At 59.3% G+C, this 19,412-nt stretch carries 15 protein-coding genes; 10 read left to right on the top strand and 5 right to left on the bottom strand.

Translation table 11 applies throughout. The annotated features are described in order from the left end of the window. Nucleotides 1-47: 47 nt before the first annotated feature. Nucleotides 48-2,501 carry an IMS domain-containing protein gene (locus NC979_RS16620; RefSeq protein WP_190517592.1) on the bottom strand — a complete coding sequence of 818 codons (2,454 nt, stop codon included), beginning with the start codon at nucleotides 2,499-2,501 and terminating at the stop codon, nucleotides 48-50. A gap of 683 nt (nucleotides 2,502-3,184) precedes the next feature. On the opposite strand from NC979_RS16620, the gene pdhA reads away from it, so the two are divergent. The 7 genes from pdhA to NC979_RS16585 all read left to right on the top strand — a co-directional run bounded on the left by pdhA (nucleotide 3,185) and on the right by NC979_RS16585 (nucleotide 11,975). Further along, nucleotides 3,185-4,213 carry a pyruvate dehydrogenase (acetyl-transferring) E1 component subunit alpha gene (gene pdhA, locus NC979_RS16615; RefSeq protein ID WP_190517590.1) on the top strand — a complete coding sequence of 343 codons (1,029 nt, stop codon included), beginning with the start codon at nucleotides 3,185-3,187 and terminating at the stop codon, nucleotides 4,211-4,213. Nucleotides 4,214-4,407: 194 nt separating this feature from the next. Further along, nucleotides 4,408-5,391, top strand: coding sequence for an alpha-ketoacid dehydrogenase subunit beta (locus tag NC979_RS16610; RefSeq protein ID WP_190517587.1), 984 nt, complete (start codon nucleotides 4,408-4,410; stop codon nucleotides 5,389-5,391). A 135-nt stretch (nucleotides 5,392-5,526) separates the two neighbouring features. Further along, nucleotides 5,527-6,960, top strand: a complete 1,434-nt coding sequence (gene secD / locus NC979_RS16605) for a protein translocase subunit SecD (RefSeq protein ID WP_190517585.1) — start codon at nucleotides 5,527-5,529, stop codon at nucleotides 6,958-6,960. 9 nt (nucleotides 6,961-6,969) lie between these two features. Continuing rightward, nucleotides 6,970-7,941, top strand: a complete 972-nt coding sequence (gene secF / locus NC979_RS16600) for a protein translocase subunit SecF (protein WP_190517583.1) — start codon at nucleotides 6,970-6,972, stop codon at nucleotides 7,939-7,941. A 13-nt stretch (nucleotides 7,942-7,954) separates the two neighbouring features. Beyond that, on the top strand, nucleotides 7,955-8,326 hold the full coding sequence (locus tag NC979_RS16595; RefSeq protein ID WP_190517580.1) for a hypothetical protein: 372 nt from the start codon (nucleotides 7,955-7,957) through the stop codon (nucleotides 8,324-8,326). Between the two features lie 199 nt (nucleotides 8,327-8,525). Then, nucleotides 8,526-9,707: a sulfate adenylyltransferase gene (sat, locus tag NC979_RS16590; RefSeq protein WP_190517578.1), complete on the top strand. Its 1,182-nt coding sequence runs from the start codon at nucleotides 8,526-8,528 to the stop codon at nucleotides 9,705-9,707. An 18-nt stretch (nucleotides 9,708-9,725) separates the two neighbouring features. Then, the gene (locus tag NC979_RS16585) at nucleotides 9,726-11,975 is read left to right on the top strand and encodes a caspase family protein (RefSeq protein ID WP_190517575.1); all 2,250 of its coding nucleotides are present in this window, start codon (nucleotides 9,726-9,728) and stop codon (nucleotides 11,973-11,975) included. On the opposite strand, the gene NC979_RS16580 is transcribed toward NC979_RS16585, so the two are convergent. Continuing rightward, nucleotides 11,972-12,541, bottom strand: a complete 570-nt coding sequence (locus NC979_RS16580; protein WP_190517573.1) for a hypothetical protein — start codon at nucleotides 12,539-12,541, stop codon at nucleotides 11,972-11,974. The two genes, NC979_RS16585 and NC979_RS16580, sit on opposite strands and share 4 nt — an antisense overlap. 99 nt (nucleotides 12,542-12,640) lie before the next feature. Here NC979_RS16580 and NC979_RS16575 point away from each other — a divergent pair, with 99 nt between their 5' ends. After that, nucleotides 12,641-13,915 carry a cyclic nucleotide-binding domain-containing protein gene (locus NC979_RS16575; protein WP_190517570.1) on the top strand — a complete coding sequence of 425 codons (1,275 nt, stop codon included), beginning with the start codon at nucleotides 12,641-12,643 and terminating at the stop codon, nucleotides 13,913-13,915. Between the two features lie 199 nt (nucleotides 13,916-14,114). Here the strand turns inward: NC979_RS16575 and NC979_RS16570 are convergent, their stop codons facing one another. Both NC979_RS16570 and NC979_RS16565 read right to left on the bottom strand, forming a co-directional pair. After that, complete coding sequence (locus NC979_RS16570) at nucleotides 14,115-14,390, bottom strand: DUF7219 family protein (protein WP_190517567.1); 276 nt, start codon at nucleotides 14,388-14,390, stop codon at nucleotides 14,115-14,117. 160 nt (nucleotides 14,391-14,550) lie between these two features. Further along, nucleotides 14,551-15,042, bottom strand: a complete 492-nt coding sequence (locus tag NC979_RS16565; RefSeq protein WP_190517565.1) for a TIGR00725 family protein — start codon at nucleotides 15,040-15,042, stop codon at nucleotides 14,551-14,553. A 271-nt stretch (nucleotides 15,043-15,313) separates the two neighbouring features. Here NC979_RS16565 and NC979_RS16560 point away from each other — a divergent pair, with 271 nt between their 5' ends. Next, complete coding sequence (locus NC979_RS16560; protein WP_190517562.1) at nucleotides 15,314-17,182, top strand: alpha/beta hydrolase; 1,869 nt, start codon at nucleotides 15,314-15,316, stop codon at nucleotides 17,180-17,182. A 61-nt stretch (nucleotides 17,183-17,243) separates the two neighbouring features. Here NC979_RS16560 and NC979_RS16555 read toward each other — a convergent pair whose 3' ends face one another. Next, the gene (locus tag NC979_RS16555) at nucleotides 17,244-18,155 is read right to left on the bottom strand and encodes a pentapeptide repeat-containing protein (RefSeq protein WP_199308750.1); all 912 of its coding nucleotides are present in this window, start codon (nucleotides 18,153-18,155) and stop codon (nucleotides 17,244-17,246) included. A 366-nt stretch (nucleotides 18,156-18,521) separates the two neighbouring features. Between NC979_RS16555 and NC979_RS16550 the strand changes: the two genes are divergently transcribed. After that, nucleotides 18,522-19,379, top strand: coding sequence for a DUF6816 family protein (locus NC979_RS16550; RefSeq protein ID WP_190517559.1), 858 nt, complete (start codon nucleotides 18,522-18,524; stop codon nucleotides 19,377-19,379). Nucleotides 19,380-19,412 lie beyond the last annotated feature (33 nt).

The following is a 19,412-nucleotide window of genomic DNA, read 5'->3' as shown; positions in this document are numbered from 1 at the left end:
GTCAGGGCAATAACCGGTCTCTGAACAGAAAGCCCAGCTATTACCTACTAATTCACATCGGCTAACTTATTCATGCCCTTTATGTACCACTTGCCATCCTGGCGCACCAGGTCATACTGCATTCTCAGGGTGTCATTGTAGGCGGCGTCAGCGTTTTCAACGCCAAACTCAAACAGCTTCGCCTGTTCAGAAACTACAGCGATCGCCTGCAAACTGTCAGCGGTTGGGTCATCGGGGGTGACCGATTCAATCTCCACCTTGTGCTCGTATTCCCAATACCAGCTTTCGGCGGCGGCGGCATCGGCTCGGCGAGTCCACTGGGTAAGCACGGGCTCGAGCAGAATATCATCGAGGCGATCGCCCTGGTAGCTTTCGCCCAATGCCCCCCGCTTAATCTCTAGCCACTCGTTGATCACTCTACCGGCCATATCGTTGACGCCAATCTCGCTAGGGGCTGGCGGCGCTTCTGGAATCTCGAAGGCGGGTTGGTCAACGCGAATGTCCAGGGGTTTGCCCGAAATTCTAGGACCGCTAAAGATGCCAGTAACCCAGCCCAATGCCCGCATGGTGCCAAAACCCAAAATTCCGACCCCCAAAATACCCGCTGCTGCAACCAGGGCCAACCGACCCCAGTGGGGTGCCCCGCGACTGCGCCGCCCAGGAGCAATGGCGGGCGGCAGAGTTTGATCCCCATCTAGGGCGATTGGCTCTGGCGTGGGTCGTCGCTCAGGTGCTGACTTAGTCGGTGCCTCGCTCCCCGGTGTGGTCATTTTGCCCTCAGGTGACAGCTGAGCGACCCGCTCGGCCACTGAGAGGTCGTCATCGTCGGCATAGCCGCTGCGAAACTCGGGATCAGGAATGTTTTCCTCTGCCAATCTAAGCCGGGGCTCGGGCTGGCTCGGGCGACCATTGCCGTTGCGGGCAGCCGGTCTAGGATAAGCACCATTGCTGTTGCTGACGGAGGCTGACTCAGGTGGACGGCGACTGCTGCCGGGGGGCGGCTCAGGCGGACGGCGCCGGACGGTGGCGGCGGGGTTGGGCATGGTGGGGGCCCCAATGGGCAACGACCCTTCAATTGTTGGAAACTGAGCCGTTGGAAATTGGCCCGTCCCCGGGGCGGTGGCTATGGAGGACTGCTCAAACACCCCCTGGGAAGCGGCTGACTGGCGCGGTTCCGATCGCAGCTCTGCACCCGAACCCGTAGGCATAGTCTCCAGGTAGGCCTGCACCTGGGCATCGGCAAAGTAGTCCTTGAGGGTGGCCTCCTGGTCTTTGAAGTCGCGAAAGTGCGGGAACAGCTCATCCTTGAGCCAGCGCTCGGCATAGAGGCACAGCCCTGGCAACAGGTCAGGCGACTGGCGCGAGTGCTCCCGAATGTAGGCCAGGGGCTCATACTCCTGGCTCATCTCCAGGGCGCGGTTGGCCTCCTCGGTCTGGCCCAGCAGCAGGGCGCACACCGCCTGCTCTAGGTGGACGTCTTGCTGCGCCCCTAGGCGCAGCAGCAGCTGCTTGGCGCGGCGCACCAGGGCAGGCTGGTGGCGGGCAAAGCCCCGAGCCAACAGGGCATAGACGGTCAGGTAGGTGGCCACAGGTGACGGGCGGCGGGCCTCGTGCTCAAACAGCTCCTGCTGCTCACTGGCGGTGAGATAGTCACGCAGCTGCTGAATAAAGCGCAAAAAGTCGTCAATCGCTAGGCCCGAGAGGTCGTCCTCAGTTCCCTCGATGCCGCCCCGGTCTTCGAGCATCGTCTTGAGCAGCTTGAGCCCTTGACGGCGCTCGCGGGTTTGGTCGAGAGGGCGGGCCAGCAGCTCTAGCACCCGGTAGGGCCGCAGCTTGTACAGTTCGGCTTGAATCTCAGCCCGAATGGCGGGAAAGTGGTTGCCTCGAGCCAGCAGCTCATGGCCTGTCTGCAGTGACTCAGCGGCAATTTCGTACTGACGCTGCTGCCACTGCTCGCGGCCTAGCTCAAGGCAGGCTAGAGCCAGGGTGAGCACCACGTCATCCTGGGCGGGCTCGGGGGTAGCTAAACCGCCGCTGGCGTAGGGGTTGACTAGCTGGGGCTGACCCAGCTGAAGCACCTGCTCGTATTCCCCTAGCTCTAGCAACAGCAGTAGAGCCCCAACCAGCTGATCGCTCTCGATCTCAATTTTGGAGCTTTGGGCTTCGCTGCCGCCGGGCTCGGTGGCGAGCGACCTGAGCGCCGCTTCTCCCGCGTCGGCACTTACCTCTAGACCCGGCACACCCTCGGGCAGTGGCTCGGGGGCCATATCGACGGTGTAGGCGCTGGCGAGAAACTTGCTGTCGTAGTTACGGCGGCGATCGCGGTCAGACAGAACTATGTAGGCTTCGTCGATGAGCTGCTTGCGGGCCTCAATGGCGGCGGTAGAGAATTCGCGCCGGGGCAGCTGCAAGCCGCGATCGCGATGGGCTTGTTTCAGCTGGTCGGCGGTTGCCTGGATAGGCAACCCCAGAATTCGGTAGTAATCTAACGGAATTTGCACAGCTCACGTCCCCAACGGCGAATTCACTCGAAATAGTATCCGAAAAGATTTATTGCGGACTGTCTAAACCGCCGAACTTTTAACGCGCACCGCACCCTCAGGATCCATCTTTGCCCCCAAGTCTTTGCTACGCATCCATGGCCCTAAGACCTAGTTTCAACCGTCACTTTTCCTAGACCGTGCCACTCTGTGACCCAACGGCATTCTAGGAAATAGCTACACCCTATCGCGTTTGCCCCAAAATCAGGACAAAAGTGAAGTTTATAACACATCTTTGCCGCCGCTGCCAGAGCGATCGCGACCCTTGACTAGTCAGCCGACGATCTCTGGCTGCTCCATTAGTGTCTAAGCTCAATCTATGGTCAGCGAGATGCTTTAGCGCGATCGCAGGGTTAGCGCCCGGTTCAGTTACAGGTAAAGACCATTCACCTAGTCGGTAAGCACGTTAAAGGTTGAATAAAGATCCTATTCCCAACTCCAGACGGTTTCACAGTGAGCAGCAGAGACCAATTAGTGGGCACAACGGTCAGCATGATCTTGGCTTGATGGCCAAGTCGAGCACCATAGCCCTGCAGCCCGGTCGGTATGATGAAAGGCATATCCCAGCCAGCTCTCTGCCCAAGGGGGGATACTTTTCGGTATAGTCAAATGTTGGACATCGCGGCGTAGGACCCAGCAAACCCATGGTTCAAGAACGGACGTTACCCCAATTCCACGCTCCAGCAGCTCAGATCGCCCCCGAAGAGGGGCTGAGACTTTACGAAGACATGATCCTGGGGCGCTTTTTTGAGGACAAGTGCGCCGAGATGTATTACCGGGGCAAGATGTTCGGCTTCGTGCACCTCTACAACGGCCAGGAAGCGGTCTCTAGCGGGGTGATCAAATCGCTGCGGTCTGACGACTACGTGTGCAGCACCTATCGCGATCACGTCCACGCCCTCAGCGCTGGGGTGCCCGCCAAGAATGTCATGGCCGAGCTGTTTGGCAAAGAAACGGGTTGTAGCAAGGGGCGAGGCGGCTCGATGCACCTGTTCTCGAGCGAGCACAACATGCTGGGGGGCTTTGCCTTTATTGGCGAAGGCATTCCCGTAGCTTTGGGGGCAGCGTTTCAGTCGCGCTACCGCCGCGACGCTCTAGGTGACTCCAACGCCGACCAAGTCACCGCCTGCTTCTTTGGCGATGGCACCAGCAACAACGGCCAGTTCTTTGAGTGCCTGAACATGGCCGCTCTCTGGAAGCTGCCGATTTTATTTGTGGTGGAAAACAACAAGTGGGCAATCGGCATGGCCCACGAGCGCGCCACTTCCCAGCCCGAGATCTATAAAAAAGCCGCAGTATTCGGCATGCCCGGCGTTGAAGTTGATGGCATGGATGTGATGGCCGTGCGCGAGGTTGCTCAGCAGGCGGTTGCCCGCGCCCGCGCGGGCGAAGGTCCCACCCTGATCGAGGCTCTCACCTACCGCTTTAGGGGCCACTCGCTGGCTGACCCCGACGAGCTGCGATCGAAGGCCGAAAAAGAAGCCTGGCTGGCCCGCGATCCCATCAAGCGGTTTGAGGGCTACCTGCTAGAGCAGAATCTGGCCGACGAGGGGACGCTGAAGGAAGTGCGCGATCGCATCCAGACCCGCATCGACGACGCCCTCACCTTCGCCGAAGAGAGCCCCGAGCCCAGCCCCGATGACCTCTATAAATATATCTTCGCCGACGAGTGAGCACCCTGAAACCGGCATAAGCGCTTGAAACTCAGCATATCTAGCGGTGGGCAGTGCCCACTCTACGGCCTCTAAAAACGGTGCATTGCGGTACGACATTGGCTTGAGAATCCCCCAGGGGAGTTGACCGCGAATGCACCCTACCCGCCCACCCATCCACCCACTCAACCCCCTACCCTATTTAGACCAAAGCAATGGCAGAAACCCTCCTATTTAACGCCCTGCGCGAGGCCATCGACGAAGAGATGGGCCGCGACGATACCGTCTTTGTTCTGGGCGAAGATGTCGGCGTCTACGGCGGTTCCTATAAGGTCACCAAAGACCTTTACAACAAGTATGGCGAGCTGCGCGTACTCGACACCCCGATCGCCGAAAACAGCTTCACTGGCATGGCCGTCGGTGCTGCCATGACCGGCCTGCGCCCGATTATCGAGGGCATGAACATGGGCTTCTTGCTGCTGGCCTTCAACCAGATCGCCAACAACGCCGGCATGCTGCGCTACACCTCAGGCGGTAACTATAAAATTCCTATGGTGATTCGTGGGCCTGGCGGCGTGGGGCGGCAGCTGGGGGCCGAGCACTCCCAGAGGCTCGAAGCTTACTTTCAGGCGGTGCCGGGGCTGAAAATTGTCGCCTGCTCCACTCCCTACAACGCCAAGGGGCTGCTTAAGGCCGCCATTCGCGACGACAACCCGGTGCTGTTTTTTGAGCACGTGCTGCTCTACAACCTCAAAGAAGAGCTGCCCAACCACGAATACGTGGTGCCCCTAGACAAGGCCGAAATTGTGCGCCCTGGCAAGGATGTCACTATCCTCACCTACTCCCGCATGCGCCACCACGTTACCCAGGCGGTCAAGGGCCTAGAGAAGAAAGGCATTGACCCCGAGGTGATTGACCTGATTTCCCTCAAGCCGTTAGATTTCGACACCATTGGGGCCTCAATCAAGAAGACCCACCGGGTCATTATTGTGGAAGAGTGCATGAAAACCGGTGGTATTGGTGCTGAAATCATTGCCTCTATTAATGATCGCTACTTTGACGAACTCGATGCCCCGGTGGTGCGCCTGTCGTCCCAAGACATCCCCACCCCTTACAACGGTAAGCTAGAGACACTGACCATCGTGCAGCCCAAACAAATCGAGGCTGCCGTCGAAAATATGGTCGCCCTTAAGGTCTAGGGAGCCGCTGCAGGGTGGGCATCGCCTACCTCCGCCTAATATTTATTTAGGAACAGTCCTCCCCATCGCCGCGATCCCCAAGGCGTTGCCCATTCCAAGGGATCACTATCCGCACCCACACCGCAGCAAATCGCAATGGCAAAATATCGAGCTTGGCTAGGGGTTATTTTGGTTATCACCATCGCCTCCGTGGTGGTGATAACCCAGATACCCACCCGTCTGGGGTTAGACCTGCGGGGGGGTTCTCAGCTCACCATCCAGGTACAGCCCACCGCCGCCATTCCCACTATCACTGAGCGGGAGCTGGAGGCGGTGCAAACCGTGGTCGAAGGCCGAGTTAACGGCCTGGGCGTTTCGGAAGCGGTGGTGCAGCAGCTGGGCAACAACCAGCTGCTGGTGCAGCTGCCCGGCGTCAGCGATCCTCAGCAGGCAGAGCGGGTGTTGGGGGGCACAGCACAGCTAGAGTTTCGCGCCCAGCGGCCCGGCACCGACCAGCAGCTCCAGATCGAGAATCAGGTGCTGCAAGGTCACCTGGGCGAGCTAGCGGCACTCCAGGCCACCCTGCCGTCGAACGGGGAAATGAACAGCGATACCCAGGCTCGTATCGACAAGCTCCAGGCCGATATCACCGCCAGCGAAAAGGCCGTGGCGGCTCTGTTTGAGCCCAGCACCCTGGGTGGAGACAAGCTGACCGATGCGATCGCCCGGCCCACCAGCGGCACCCTCTGGGAGGTGGTGATTCAGTTCAACAGTGAGGGCGGCAACGAATTTGCTGAGATTAGTAAGGCGATCGCCGGTACCGGCCGCACCATCGGCATCTTTCTCGACAACCGCCTGCTCAGTGCGCCAACAGTGAATGTGCAGTACGCTGAGACCGGCATCACCGGGGGCAGCGCCGTTATCTCTGGCAACTTTACTGCCGAGTCGGCCCGCGACCTAGAGATTCAGCTACGCGGTGGTGCCCTGCCCCTACCTGTAGAGGTGGTTGAGAATCGCACCGTAGGGCCTACCCTGGGCCGCGATAGTATTCAGCGCAGCCTCTACGCCGGCATCGCTGGCTTGGGATTGGTGCTGGTGTTCATGGCGATTTACTACCGCCTGCCCGGTGTCCTAGCCGATATCGCCCTGATCATCTACGCCCTGCTCACCTGGGCGGCCTTTAACCTGCTGGGGGTGACCCTTACCCTGCCGGGTATTGCCGGGTTTATTCTCAGCATCGGCATGGCAGTAGATGCCAACGTGCTGATTTTTGAGCGCACCCGTGAAGAGCTACAGGCGGGTAAAACCCTCTACCGCTCGGTTGAATCGGGCTTCTACCGAGCCTTTTCAAGCATCTTAGATGGCAACGTCACAACCCTGATCTCCTGTTTGGCGTTGTTTTACTTTGGCGCCGGGCTAGTTAAGGGGTTTGCCCTAACCCTGGCCATTGGTGTCATTATCAGCATGTTTACTGCTTTGACCTGCACCCGTACCCTGATGTTCTTAGCTATTAGCCTGCCGCAGTTTCGGCGCCCCAGCCTGTTTTGCCCCGGCTTAACCACTGCTCGCCCCGACACCGTTCGCCCCTAGGAGTGCCCCATGAAGCTCAACATTATTAAGCAGCGCGGTCTGTGGTGGGGAATTTCGATAGGGCTGGTGCTGGTCAGCCTCGTGGCCATGGCGATCTCGTGGCAGCAACTGGGGGCGCCCCTCAAGCCGGGCCTTGATTTTGCTGGCGGCACCCGGCTACAGCTGACCCGGGCCTGCGTGACTACCGATAGCTGTACCGAACCGCTAGAGCTAGCAGACGTTAGACAGGTATTGGGAGATCAGGGGCTCGACTCCAGCAGCCTTCAGCTTTTAGGGGAAGACCAGCAGGTGCTCTCGATTCGCACCCGCACCCTGACTGTAGATGAGCGTGCGCCTCTGCAAAGCGCACTCGACGAGGCCATCGGCCCCTTTGACCCTGGTTCTACCCAAATTGATACCGTCGGGCCGGTGGTGGGGAAACAGCTGTTGGTGGCAGGCCTGCTCGCTCTGCTGGTTTCCTTTGCCGGAATTGTCGCCTACATGAGCCTGCGCTTTAAGCTCGACTATGCGCTGCTGGCGATTTTGGCTCTAGCTCACGATGTGATTATTACCGCTGGCGTGTTTGCCATCTTGGGGCTGGTGCTCGGCGTTGAGGTCGACAGTCTGTTCATCGTGTCGCTGCTCACCATTGTGGGCTTTTCGGTCAACGACACGGTGGTGATTTACGATCGCGTCCGTGAGAACATGAAGCTCAGCCCCGGCAGCCACATCAACGACATTGTCGACAGCGCCGTCAACCAAACCCTAGCCCGCTCGATCAATACCTCACTGACAACAACGCTGCCGCTGGTGGCGATCGTCATCTTTGGTGGCCCCACCCTAAAATATTTTGCTCTGGCCTTGATTGTGGGTTTTGTCGCCGGGGCCTACTCCAGCATCTTTGTGGCCAGTTCGCTGCTAGCCCTGTGGCGAGAACGCACGGGCCAAGCCTACAGCGATGACCCTGACTTGGCAGAAGCTCAGCCCGAAACCCAAAGCTGACGGAATTTTAGCCATGGGTACCCCTAGCTATCCTGCGCCTCTAGAGCGCCTGCGTGCCGTCATGCTACGCCGCTGGTGGGCGACTAGCGGACTGCTGTGGCTGACGGTAGCGCCCCTTAGCCTGTGGAGCCTGCGCCCTGAGATTGCCCAACTGCGCCAGTACTTCACTTGGTCAACGGTACGGCTGGGTTTGGCCTACAACCGTCCTGCCGCCCTGGGGTTGGGGCTCTGCGTGGGCCTGACCGTTGCCCTATTGGTGGCTGAGAGCCGCTACATTTTGTGGGGCATGACCAAAGACGAGCAGCGACGACTCGAAAAATTGTGCGATCGCATTGCAGCCCAGGGACCATCTCACCCCCTCTGGAAGCAGATCAATCGCGATTAATGTGGTGGCGGGCTAGAGTTGGCCATCCCCAGAGACAGCTCAGCGCCTGGGTGACATTGGTACCAAGATGTAATTTCATAGAACAAGACAGTTAACCCCGTTTCCCTAGCGGAAAACCGGAGTTGCTTTGGTCAGCTAGGCCATGGCTTGGCTTCAAATCTTTCGTGTTTCATCATCAGCAGAAGGCAGCGGTATCTCCATGACTCTAGAAAAAAACGGTATTGCCCCCCACGGCGGCACTCTGGTCGATCGCCTAGCGACGCCCGACCAAAGAACTCAGTTCTCAGACAAAGCCGATACCCTGCCTCGGGTGAGATTGGACGAGCGGGCCTTCTCTGACCTGGTAATGATTGCCATTGGCGGTTTTAGCCCTCTCAACGGATTCATGAAGAAAGCCGACTACGACACCGTGGTCACCGACATGCGCCTCGCCAACGGCCTACCCTGGGCAATTCCGGTTACCCTGTCGGTGGATGAAGCCACCGCCGCCCCCCTGCAAGAGGGCAGTCTAGTGCGCCTGGATGACCCAACTGGTCGCTTTGTCGGCGTGCTGGAACTGGAAGAAAAATACACCTACGACAAGGCCCACGAGGCTATCAACGTCTACCGCACCGACGACGAGAAGCACCCTGGCGTCAAGGTGGTCTACGACCAAGGGGCGGTAAACTTGGCTGGCCCGGTGTGGTTGCTCCAGCGCGATCCCCATCCCCTCTTCCCCACCTACCAGATTGACCCAGCTACCTCGCGGGCGTTGTTTCGCGATCGCAACTGGAAAACCGTCGTCGGCTTTCAGACCCGCAACCCCATTCACCGGGCCCACGAGTACATTCAAAAGTGCGCTCTAGAAACCGTTGACGGGCTATTTTTGCACCCGCTGGTGGGGGCCACCAAATCCGACGATATTCCCGCCGATGTGCGCATGCGCTGCTACGAGATTATGGTGGAACACTACTTCCCCCAAGACCGCGTGATTCTTGCGATCAATCCCTCCGCAATGCGCTACGCTGGCCCTAGGGAAGCGATTTTCCACGCGCTGATCCGCAAGAACTATGGCTGCACCCACTTCATTGTGGGCCGCGACCACGCTGGAGTGGGCGATTACTACGGCACCTACGACGCTCAATACATCTTCGACGAGTTTGAGCCGACGGAGCTGGGCATCGTGCCCATGAAGTTTGAGCACGCCTTCTACTGCACCCGCACCGGGGGCATGGCCACCTCTAAAACTAGCCCCAGCACCAAGGACGAGCGGATTCACCTGTCGGGTACCAAGGTACGGGAGATGCTGCGCCGCGGCGAGCTGCCCCCCCCTGAGTTTTCTCGGCCCGAGGTGGCGGCGGAGCTGGCTAAGGCCATGCGGGTTCCCGAAGCCGTCAGCTAGTAGGATGCAATCAACTCGGTGACACTGAAACGACGGGCGTTTTTGCAGCAGGCAAGCTTGGCCCTAGGAGCGCTGGGAGTAGGCGGTACGGCTTGGCTAACAACCTATAGCCGCTACCAAGAGGCCCTGGCCAAGCCCGCCCGTCGTCGGCTGGCCCTGTTGATTGGCATCAATGCCTACCCCGATCGCGCCCTCGACCCTGGAGTAGCCCAAGATATTGCTCTTAGGGGCTGCGTCACCGATGTCGAACTACAGCGGCAGCTGCTGGTGCATCGCTTTGGCTTTCAGTCAGCGGATGTGGTCACGGTAATCAACGAGGAGGCCACCCGCGCCAACATTCTGACTGCCATTGACGAACATTTAGTGCGGCAGGCCCAGGCCGACGATGTTGTGCTGCTGCACTTTAGCGGCTACGGCAGTCAGGTGCGAGTGGTTGGGGCCGAACCCTCGAACGCGCTACAGGCCGCCTGGGTAACAGTGGATAGCCGCCTACCCAGCGAAGCCAATCCTGTTTTGGGCGATCTACTTGAGGCCGAAATCGTTGCTCAGCTCAAGTCCCTGGCCACTGCCAACCTGACTACTGTCATCGATGCCGGCAGTCAGGATGCGGGCTACCTGCGCTGGGGAAATTCCCGAGTTAGATCCCGGCCGACGGTGCCTACGGGTATGGTGTCGTCGCCCACGGAAATATCTTCCCTGCCGCTAGACGCTCCCTGGCCAGGGCTAGTGCTGCGAGCGGCTGACCTAGGGCGACTGGTGCTAGAAAGCTACTGGGACGGGTTTAGCGCTGGGGTCTTCACCTACGCCCTCACCCAGAGCCTTTGGGAAACAGAACCTGACTCCACGGCTAAGGTCTTGATACAGCGCGCTGGTTCGCGACTCCAGCGTTGGGTAGGGGCTGACCAGCAGCCCGGTCTAAGCGATCGCCTACCGCCTTACACTGGCCCAACGACCTACGGCCTAACGCCCCAGCTGCCGCCAGCGGCAGGAGTGCTTTTGCCGCGCAGCGATGAGCGGCCTTTGACCGCGTGGCTAGGAGGTGTGCCGCCCCAGGTGCTGCGTTACCTACAGCCCGGTTCTCGCCTGATGGCCGAAGCCGATGGGGCAGCTGTGCTCCTACGGCTGGAGTCGCGCACGGGCTTAAAAGCCGTGGTCCGGCCTCTGGAGAGCGAGGTTTCTCCACCGGCGATCGCCCATCAGCCCCTGTTCGAGCAGGTGCGGCGGCTGCCCCAAACCATTGATTTAATTGTGGCCCTCGACAGCCAGCTCAAGCGGGTGGAGCGGGTAGATGCTACTAGCGCCCTGTCGAGCATTCCCCTGGTGACCTCGGTGACCGCTGGTGAAAAGGCCGCTGATTGCCTATTTGGCCGACTGCCTACTGGCCCAGCCCCCACCCTCACCGCTGCCCTACCCAATGCTGGCGAGGCCTCGCCTAAGTTGGATAGCGATGCTCGGGGAGCCTCCCAGGGGGGAGAACGCTCTGCGGAGAGCAGCTATGGGCTGTTTGCCCCCAACCGCACCCTGCTGCCTGGCACCATGCTGGCCAAAGAAGAGGCGGTGAAAACAACGGTCAACCGGCTTACTCCTTACCTGCAAACCCTGCTGGCTCTTAAGCTAGTGCGATTGACCGAAAACCATGGGGCCTCCCAGGTGGGGGCGGCGGCGCTGCTAGAGGCGGTGCAGCCCAAGCCCATGCCGCTGCTGGTGCAGCTTACCGAGCGCAGCCCTGCCGTCACCTGGCCCCTAGCCATTCGACAGGCCCAAAGGTCGGCGACCGATGACCCGATTATGCTGCCCCGCGATGGCCGTATCGGCTACCGCTTAGCCAACACCTCGACCCAAATCCTCCACCTGCTGTGGATTAGCTTTGACAGCCGGGGAGAATGCAACGCCTTGGTCACATTGCCTGATGCGATCGCCGCTGATGGGGCCGAAGTTCCGCCCGTTGCCCTTCCCCTATCACCGGGGCAGCTCATTTCTATTCCCGCCGATGGGGCTGGCTGGGCCATGCCGGGGGTGGCCACCTGGGTAGAAGCTTACGTCATTCTCAGCACCCAGCCTCTGGATCAGTGCCTAGCCGTGCTGGGAGACGATCCCCCATCGCTGGCTACAGGTTTTCGCCCGGTGCCCCAGCCCCTGCGGCTGGCCCAAGCGCTGCTACAAGACCTCAGCACCAGCTCTGACGAGGAGAGAAAGCCTGCCGCTGACTACTACGCCCTGCACCACGATCGCTGGGCCACCCTCAGTTTTCGCTACGCCATTGCCTAAGCGACGGGCAGCCTGGTAATTAGCAGCCCGATTGCGCCCCCCAACCCCAGCCCCAGCAGACAGGTCAGCAGCAAAATCAGGCTGGTTCTGCTGCCTTTATTGCGCCGCAGCAGGCGATCGCCCAGGGCCGCCGTCGTTAGGCTGCACAGTACTGCTAGCAGTACCGCCAGCAGACTGTAGAGCACTATTTCCAAAAATGCTCTGCCGAGGGTGAGTTCATCGAGGTTGTCGGTGCCCAGGTGGTTGAGGGCGATCGAGAGCGCCACCGCTAGGGCTGTACCCCCCACGATGCTGCCCAGCACCAACAGATTGGCTGTCAGCCACCGAAATCGCTTTAGCGCTTCGGGACCAGCTAAGGTTGTCCCCTGCACTACGGTGCCCCCGGCAGCCACCAGCCAGATCCAGGGGTTGGCCAGGGAGGTCAAAATTAGGCCAGCGACGGCGTAGAGCAGGCCGCACAGCAGCCACAATCCAAAAAAGGGGCGGCGGTTGGAGGGCCGTCTCGTCTGACGCTGACGCGGTTGACGATTGAAGCCGGAGCGACGGCGCTGGGTCGGTTGGTTCATAGCAGACAGACCATAGACCGGTTAAAATCCTAGGCTCTAGTTTGCCAGGAAGCGGAGCATTGTGCAGTAACCTGGTCATAATGCCCCGTCATTTCGTCAATGAGCGTTCCCATTGCTGCGCTAGTTCAAGGGTTGTTGGCTGCCTCTAGCTTGCTAGTAGGGGCCATTTTAGGGATTGCCTGGCGACCGGCGCGATCGATCACAGCGGCCATTATGGCCTTTGGCAGCGGCACGCTGCTCTCTGCAATCGCCTTCGACATTACCCTGCCCGCCTACCAGAGCAGCGGATTTTTGCCGCTGGTGGCAGGTTTTGCCCTGGGCGGCACCCTGTTTTCCGTCATTGTGGGCTACATCGACAACCAGGGGGGCTTTATTCGCCACCCGTCGTCGTCGCGGCGGTTTCTCTACCACCACCGCCAGGATGAAGCCTCTGAGGTGCTCGATCGCATTGGCCACATCGAAGTGCTTCACAGTCTTTCCCCTGACGAAATGCAGGCAATTATTCCCCTGCTCAAGCCGCTCCAGGTCGAGGCGGGGATGGTGCTATGCCAGGAGGGTGCTCCTGGCGACTCCATGTTCCTCATCGTGGAGGGGGATGCTGAGATCTACAAAGGCCCCCAGCGGTTGGCCGCTCTGGGCTCTGGGGAAATCTTTGGCGAGATGGCGCTGCTGACTGGAGAAGAGCGATCGGCCACAGTTGTCGCTAAGACCTCTATGGAGCTCTACGAACTCGACAAGGCCGATTTCGACGCCATGCTCACCTACGCCCCTCAGCTCTCCAGCGGGCTGAGCCGCATTCTGGCCCGGCGGCTGCGCGAAACCACCCAGTCCACCGCCAAGCTTGTTCCGGTGGATGATGACCACTGGCGGCGGCAGGTGCTCGATAGCGTTGAGGTCGATATCCCCATCTCAGAGCAGCAGTTTAAGGAGCTGGCCCAAAGCTCGGCCCCCCTGGCCATTTTGGTGGGCACCATGATCGACAATATTCCCGAGGCTTTGGTGATCGGCTTTCACGTGGGCACAGGCCATACGGGAGCGTCATTTTTGATGGCGGTGTTTATCTCCAACATTCCTGAGGCGATGTCGAGCTCCATTGGCATGCGCCAGGCGGGCACCTCGGCCCAGCGAATTTTGGCGCTGTGGGGCGGTGCGGTGCTGCTCAGCGGATTAGTAGCTATGGTCGGCAGTCAGCTGGTGCCGGTGGCGTCTGAATGGATGCTGGCCATGGCCAAAGCCACCGCCGGAGGGGCCATTCTCGCCATGGTCGCCAGCACCATGATGCCCGAAGCCTACGAAATGGGTGGTGGCTCGGTGACATTCTCAACCATTGCCGGATTCTTGGTCAGCTTTTGGTTGGCCTCCTCGGCGTTTTAGAGCTAGCCAATGGTCATCTAGAGCAAAAAAACTGAGCGAGTTAATAGTCCTGCACATCTCAACCGAGGGAATCCGACCCGTTGTAGCGGCACCTTTGGACTTGCCCTAGCTCACCGTTATTAGAACCAAGGATGAAGGCTTAGATGTCCGCTAACGTCCTCAGAAAAATCCATTCTCCCCTAGGCTCGCCGTCGAATTGCTAGGCTTCGGGGGGTAGCTCTGGCGGAGGGGAGGCTTTGGCATCTAGCAAATTGGCCTTGGAGGTCTTTAGGTCTTTCCACAAGCGCTTGATTTCATCGTAGGCTTCGTCAGCCGACATTTTGCCGCCGGTTTCAAGGTTGCAGACTAAGGAAACCCGCTGAGCAAATTCTTGCAAATTAGCATTAAAGGCTAGCTGCTGAGGCGTAAATTCACCCCAATATTTACTGCGGGGGAAGAGAAAGTTTTCCTTGGGGGACGGTTGGTTGTCGGTCATGGCACCAGCGGGTGGAGGGCATAGCTCTTACCTTACATTAGATAAATTCTTGTCTCCTGGCTGTGATCACACCCCCAATGTGGCCTGTAACACCTACCGTTGGTTGCCTGTAACCGGGTTTGTCGAAAATCTTGGGCGCGTCAGTCAATCTCAGACGAGATCAGGGTGCTAGCCACTGCTGGATTTGCTCTATGGCGGCAGCAACGGTGTCGGCGATCGCCAACGGCCCGGTCGCTAAACTCTGCCACAGGGCGATCGCGCTGGGGGGCATTTCCATCAAAATGACGGGCCGCTGAGCTTTGAGGGCGAGGGCAATTTCAGCGGCGGTGCCGGGACCGAGCCCGCAGGCCACGACTACCTGGCTCGACAGCACGTTGACGACATTGCGGGCATCCCCTAAGCCTGTCAGGATGGGAATGTCTACGGCAGCGGAGCAATCGGCCCCATTTGCGGAGGGCAAAATACCCACCGTGAGTCCGCCTGCTGCCTTGGCTCCTTGGCAGGCAGCCTCCATGACACCCACCTGACGGCCCCCAGTAAGCACTACCCAGCCAGCAGAAGCGATGGCATGGCCAAGGGCGTAGGCTGCCTTTACCTGGGCCGGGGTCGCCGAGCTTCCCGGTCCCATGACACCAATAACGATGTGGGCCATTGAGCAACTAGTCGGGTGAGGGTGGTGAACTGAGTTTCTCAGTTGGTTTAGCCCCTGAGTCGACAAGGGCGTTGGGCTGACCGACTGAGTGATCGCAAAAAAACTTGATGATGGATTCCCGCCAGCCAGGGGAGCTGTCGTTTAGATTAAGTTAACGATTAGAGAAAATTTGGGTACTGTACTCCTAGCTTAACTCTGTACCATTGCTCGACCCTGGTCGGCTAACCCCCTTGCGCTTAAACCTTTTGCCGTGCGATCTACAGTGTCTTGCTTGAGTCTTTTCTCCCCCCTCAGACGATGGGGCTGGGGCGCGGTTGCAGCTAGCGGACTGCTGGTGGGTGGGTTGGCGGTGGCCCCCCCGGCAGCGGCAGCAAATTCGGTGACGGTGCGTCTAGGGCGGCTGTCTCAGACGGTGAGCCTTGATGAATTACAGGCGTTTGCTGCTACAGGTGAGGTACCCCGATCGCTGCGGCTTTACCGGCCGCTGCTCAACGCCAGCATTCAGGAGGTACTCCAGGGCGAAATCGCCCTAGAACCCGAGGTGAGCCAGGTAATTTTAGACGAGATTTTGCAGACCCCCGGCGGAGCGCGGCTGCTCGACACTTTGCGGGCGATCGCGCCTAATCTAGCTGCCGACGACCTGCGAGTTACCCTCGAACAGGTGGGTAAGGCAGAGTCGGGCCTGACCCTGCTGGGTATTTTGCGGGCCATGCCCCAAGACACCTTAGAGATTGACGTGGGCACCCTGCTCACCCTGGCCTCTCAGTTTCAGCTGGCGCAGATGGAGAGTAAGGCGCTCGGTCGAGTGCTGCGCAAAGACCCTGCGGCTGAAACAGCCGAACCTGCCCCGCTGCTGGAAACCGATCCCTTTGCCACAGGCTCCTCGGCGGTTGAGCGCTGGGAGCTGGTGTTGCGCGATCACAGCCGCGATCGCAGCATTCCCCTTGATATTTATTGGAGCAAAGACAGCCACGGCCCGCTAGTGGTGATCTCCCATGGGTTTGGGGCCGATCGCCGCTTCTTTGCCTACTTGGCCGAGCATCTGGCCTCCCATGGGCTTACGGTAGTATCGGTGGAGCACCCCGGCAGCAATGTTGCCGCCCTGCTGTCGTTGCCTCCCGATGACCTGCCTGAGGCCGCTGCCCAGAGCCGCATTTTACCGGCCACCGAGTTTCTTGACCGGCCCCGCGATATCAGCTACGTGCTCGATCGCTTAGAAAGACTCAACACCTACTCCTACAGCCTGCGCGATCGCCTCAACACGGACGAGGTAGCCTTCATTGGCCATTCCCTCGGTGGCTATACGGGGCTGGCCCTAGCTGGAGCGGCGCTGGATCTGCGATCGCTGGAGGCCTACTGCCAGACCCTTAACCCAGTCAACGTCTCCCCTGCCGACTGGCTTCAGTGCGCCGCCCAAGACTTGCCCGTTAAATACGCTAACCTGCGCGATGATCGGATCACTCAGCTGATTGTGGCCAACCCCCTCACCGGAGTGCTGTTTGGCGAAACGGGACTGAGCCGAGTGCGGGTGCCTACCCTGGTTCTGGCCGGCACCCACGATACCGTCACGCCCATGGCCAGCCAACAGTTGCGCCCCTTCATGCAGCTACCTGCCGATAAGTATCTCGTTACCGTGGTGGGCGGGTCACACTTGAGCGTTGGCGATCCCAACAACCTCAACGCCGACTTGGGCCGCATTCCATTCATGGCTGAGTTACCCGACGTCACCACCGCCCCTCTGCGCATTTTTCTCCAAGGGGTGAGCTTCAGCTTTATCATGCAGCAGACTTCTGAGGCCGAAGCCTACGCTCCAGCTTTAGACCCCGCAGTGGCCCATGCGTTTTCAACGACTACGATGTCACTGCGCCTAAGTCAGACCGTGCCCGAGGGCCTAGCCGCATGGCCTCGACTGCGGCAGAGCGGGCTGCACCGTCAAGAAGGGTTGATCAGCTACCTACCCTCTCTACTCCATCTCGAGGCTTTGGCAATCCAGGACCAGTTTCAGGCGCTACAGCGCCAAATGGTTGACTATCTGCGCCATACCCCCCCTTCCCTAACAGCAGTATATTGGCCCTTTTTGGGGCCACAGCTACCGATGCAGGCTAACCAGCCCGACAGTAAACCGGCTACCTCCCAGTGACGGGCTATGCTTTGGCACCTAACCCAACCAACTGAAGCCAGCAGGCTTGGCCGAAAAAGCGTTATTCCTGGGAGCCCATAGTATAACCGTCGGGCATGATGGTGCCGTGCACATCGGTACGCCGCAGGTTGGTGTAGTCGAGCTTGGCGTTGATCATGACCGCATCGGTGAGGTCAGCCCCGCTGAGATTTGACCAGCTCAGGCGGGTGCGATATAGGGTTGCCCCCCGCAGATTGGCCCCCCGCAGCGAGCTCCAACTCAGATTGGCCCCGCGCAAATTGGCATAGGACAAATTGACATTCACCAGGTTTGTGCTCGTCAACTTAGCCCGACTCATGTCCGCCTCTTGAAAATCAGCCCCCTCGAGGGTAGCTCCAGTGAACACCGCACCCACTAACACGGCTCCTCGCAGGACGGCTCGGTTCATAAGTGCACTGGTCATATTGGCGTGCTCCAGGTTAGCGCCTTCCATGTCGGCCGCTAGCATTCTGCCCCGGCTGAGGCTAGCCTCGCTCAGCACGGCCTTGTGCAGCGTAGCGTGGTCGAGCACGGCTTCGTTGAGGTTGGTTTCGCGTAAAACTGCCTGGTTGAGGTCAGCTCGCACCAGGTTAGCGCTTCGCATACCTGCCTCACTCAGGTCGGCTCCCACCAGGCGAGCATCGGCCATGTCAGCCCCAATTAAGTTGGCTAAAATCAGCGTAGCCTGATTAAAATTGACGTCCGTGAGCTTAGCCTCGCGGAAGTTAGCCCCAACCAACGTGGCCCCAGCAAAGGTCGTATTTTGCAGATTAGACTGACGAAAGTTGGCCCCGCTGAGGTTCTGTCGACTCAAGTCAGCGCCAATTAGTTGAATGCCGCGAAAGTCTCGTTCCCCCGCCGCGTAGCGCTCCAGTAGATCGGCGACAGTTATATCTGCCGGCAGGTTGGGGAGTTGAGAACTGAAGAACTGGGAACTGGAGGGGGGCGTTTCCAAAAGAAATCCTCAACGGCGACGATAATTGGGATTTGGGTTATAACTGCCAGCGTTTCAGGTCGCAGGAGCGAATGTCGGAGCAAAAAGAAGGTGTCCTCTACCCTAGGATAGATATTTTAGGATAGCCAGAAGCTCGGCCTTGGTAAACGGTTGTTTGAGCCAGGGCAGTTCTGATTCTTGCAACCTTAACAGTTCTCAATCTGCGCTGCTTAGGTAGGCCAGAAAAATCAGCTAATCTATCCAGTCTGTAGGTTCGGTGAACCAACCCTTAGCCCATTCCAATCGGGGGCGTAGAGCAGATCTTCACCTAAGGTATGCTAGGTCTGAATTTAGGTCGTTCTAGCTTGTCATCTTGGTCGCTCATCTATGCCCCGATCGCTGCTCACTCTTCTGCGCCGCCGTCTGTTCTGGCTCACCCTGCTGCTGACGGTGTGGCTACTGTGCAGCGGTCAGGCTCCGGCGGGAGCGACGGCTCTAAAGGGCGGTCAAAGTTTGGTCGAGCGCCTAGCGGCTTTTCCCCAGTGGGGCACCAAGCCCGCCTTGCCTGTGGCTCAAGGTGACTTGGTTTACCCCGATTGGTTGCAGGGCAAGTGGCAGCTTACCAGCACTCTAGTCGATTTGGCAGCACCCATGGCTCCTGACTTGGTGACTCCTGGTTTTGAGGGTAATCGGGCTCAGCTGGGTGTACCAGTGACCTGTCCAGTGCAGTTTGTAGCAGCACCACGAGGGGCGCAGCGTGGCCCGCTGGGAGCCGCGCTGCGTTTAATCCCCGCTGTAGCCGGTTCGCCGCAAACCGTGGCCGATCGCGCCTTTAATGGATTAAGCATGGCCCGTGCCTACCTGGGAGAGACCGCGGTGCAGGCGGTCAAGGTAGACCCCGGCAACCCCAACCGCCAGGTGACGCTGCTGGAGGGCAACCGTCAGCTTGAGTCCACGGTGACGGCTCGAGCCGTTGAAGTGCTTGGGGAGGCTGAATTTATCACCGTGGAGCGGTTTCAGCAGGTGTTTCGGGGTGGCGTTGCGATTCCTTACTTCAATGAAGTGGAAACTACCACCGCCTATCGCCGAGTAGCAGACGGCTCTGCGGGGTCGGGTTTCGCCACCCGCGTGGGGGCTGACCAGGTGACGGCGGTGTATTTGTCGCCCCAGGATCCCGAGTTTCTCAGGGCCCAGAATCAACCTGTGGCGTTGTATCGCTATCGCTTGGAACTGGTGCCGATATGAGATAAGTGTGAGCGTCAGTGGGCTATTCTGCCT

The sequence above is a fragment of the Leptolyngbya subtilissima AS-A7 genome (genome assembly GCF_039962255.1).
Taxonomy (GTDB): Bacteria; Cyanobacteriota; Cyanobacteriia; order Phormidesmidales; family Phormidesmidaceae; genus Nodosilinea.
This window is presented reverse-complemented; position numbering and strand designations above follow the sequence as displayed.

Bases quoted from the DNA above. Each gene is read 5' to 3' on its own strand.
- pdhA (WP_190517590.1), top strand. From the start codon at position 3,185: ATGGTTCAAGAACGGACGTTACCCCAATTCCACGCTCCAGCAGCTCAG.
- NC979_RS16610 (WP_190517587.1), top strand. From the start codon at position 4,408: ATGGCAGAAACCCTCCTATTTAACGCCCTGCGCGAGGCCATCGACGAA.
- secD (WP_190517585.1), top strand. From the start codon at position 5,527: ATGGCAAAATATCGAGCTTGGCTAGGGGTTATTTTGGTTATCACCATC.
- secF (WP_190517583.1), top strand. From the start codon at position 6,970: ATGAAGCTCAACATTATTAAGCAGCGCGGTCTGTGGTGGGGAATTTCG.
- NC979_RS16595 (WP_190517580.1), top strand. From the start codon at position 7,955: ATGGGTACCCCTAGCTATCCTGCGCCTCTAGAGCGCCTGCGTGCCGTC.
- sat (WP_190517578.1), top strand. From the start codon at position 8,526: ATGACTCTAGAAAAAAACGGTATTGCCCCCCACGGCGGCACTCTGGTC.
- NC979_RS16580 (WP_190517573.1), bottom strand. From the start codon at position 12,541: ATGAACCAACCGACCCAGCGCCGTCGCTCCGGCTTCAATCGTCAACCG.
- NC979_RS16575 (WP_190517570.1), top strand. From the start codon at position 12,641: ATGAGCGTTCCCATTGCTGCGCTAGTTCAAGGGTTGTTGGCTGCCTCT.
- NC979_RS16570 (WP_190517567.1), bottom strand. From the start codon at position 14,390: ATGACCGACAACCAACCGTCCCCCAAGGAAAACTTTCTCTTCCCCCGC.
- NC979_RS16565 (WP_190517565.1), bottom strand. From the start codon at position 15,042: ATGGCCCACATCGTTATTGGTGTCATGGGACCGGGAAGCTCGGCGACC.
- NC979_RS16550 (WP_190517559.1), top strand. From the start codon at position 18,522: ATGCCCCGATCGCTGCTCACTCTTCTGCGCCGCCGTCTGTTCTGGCTC.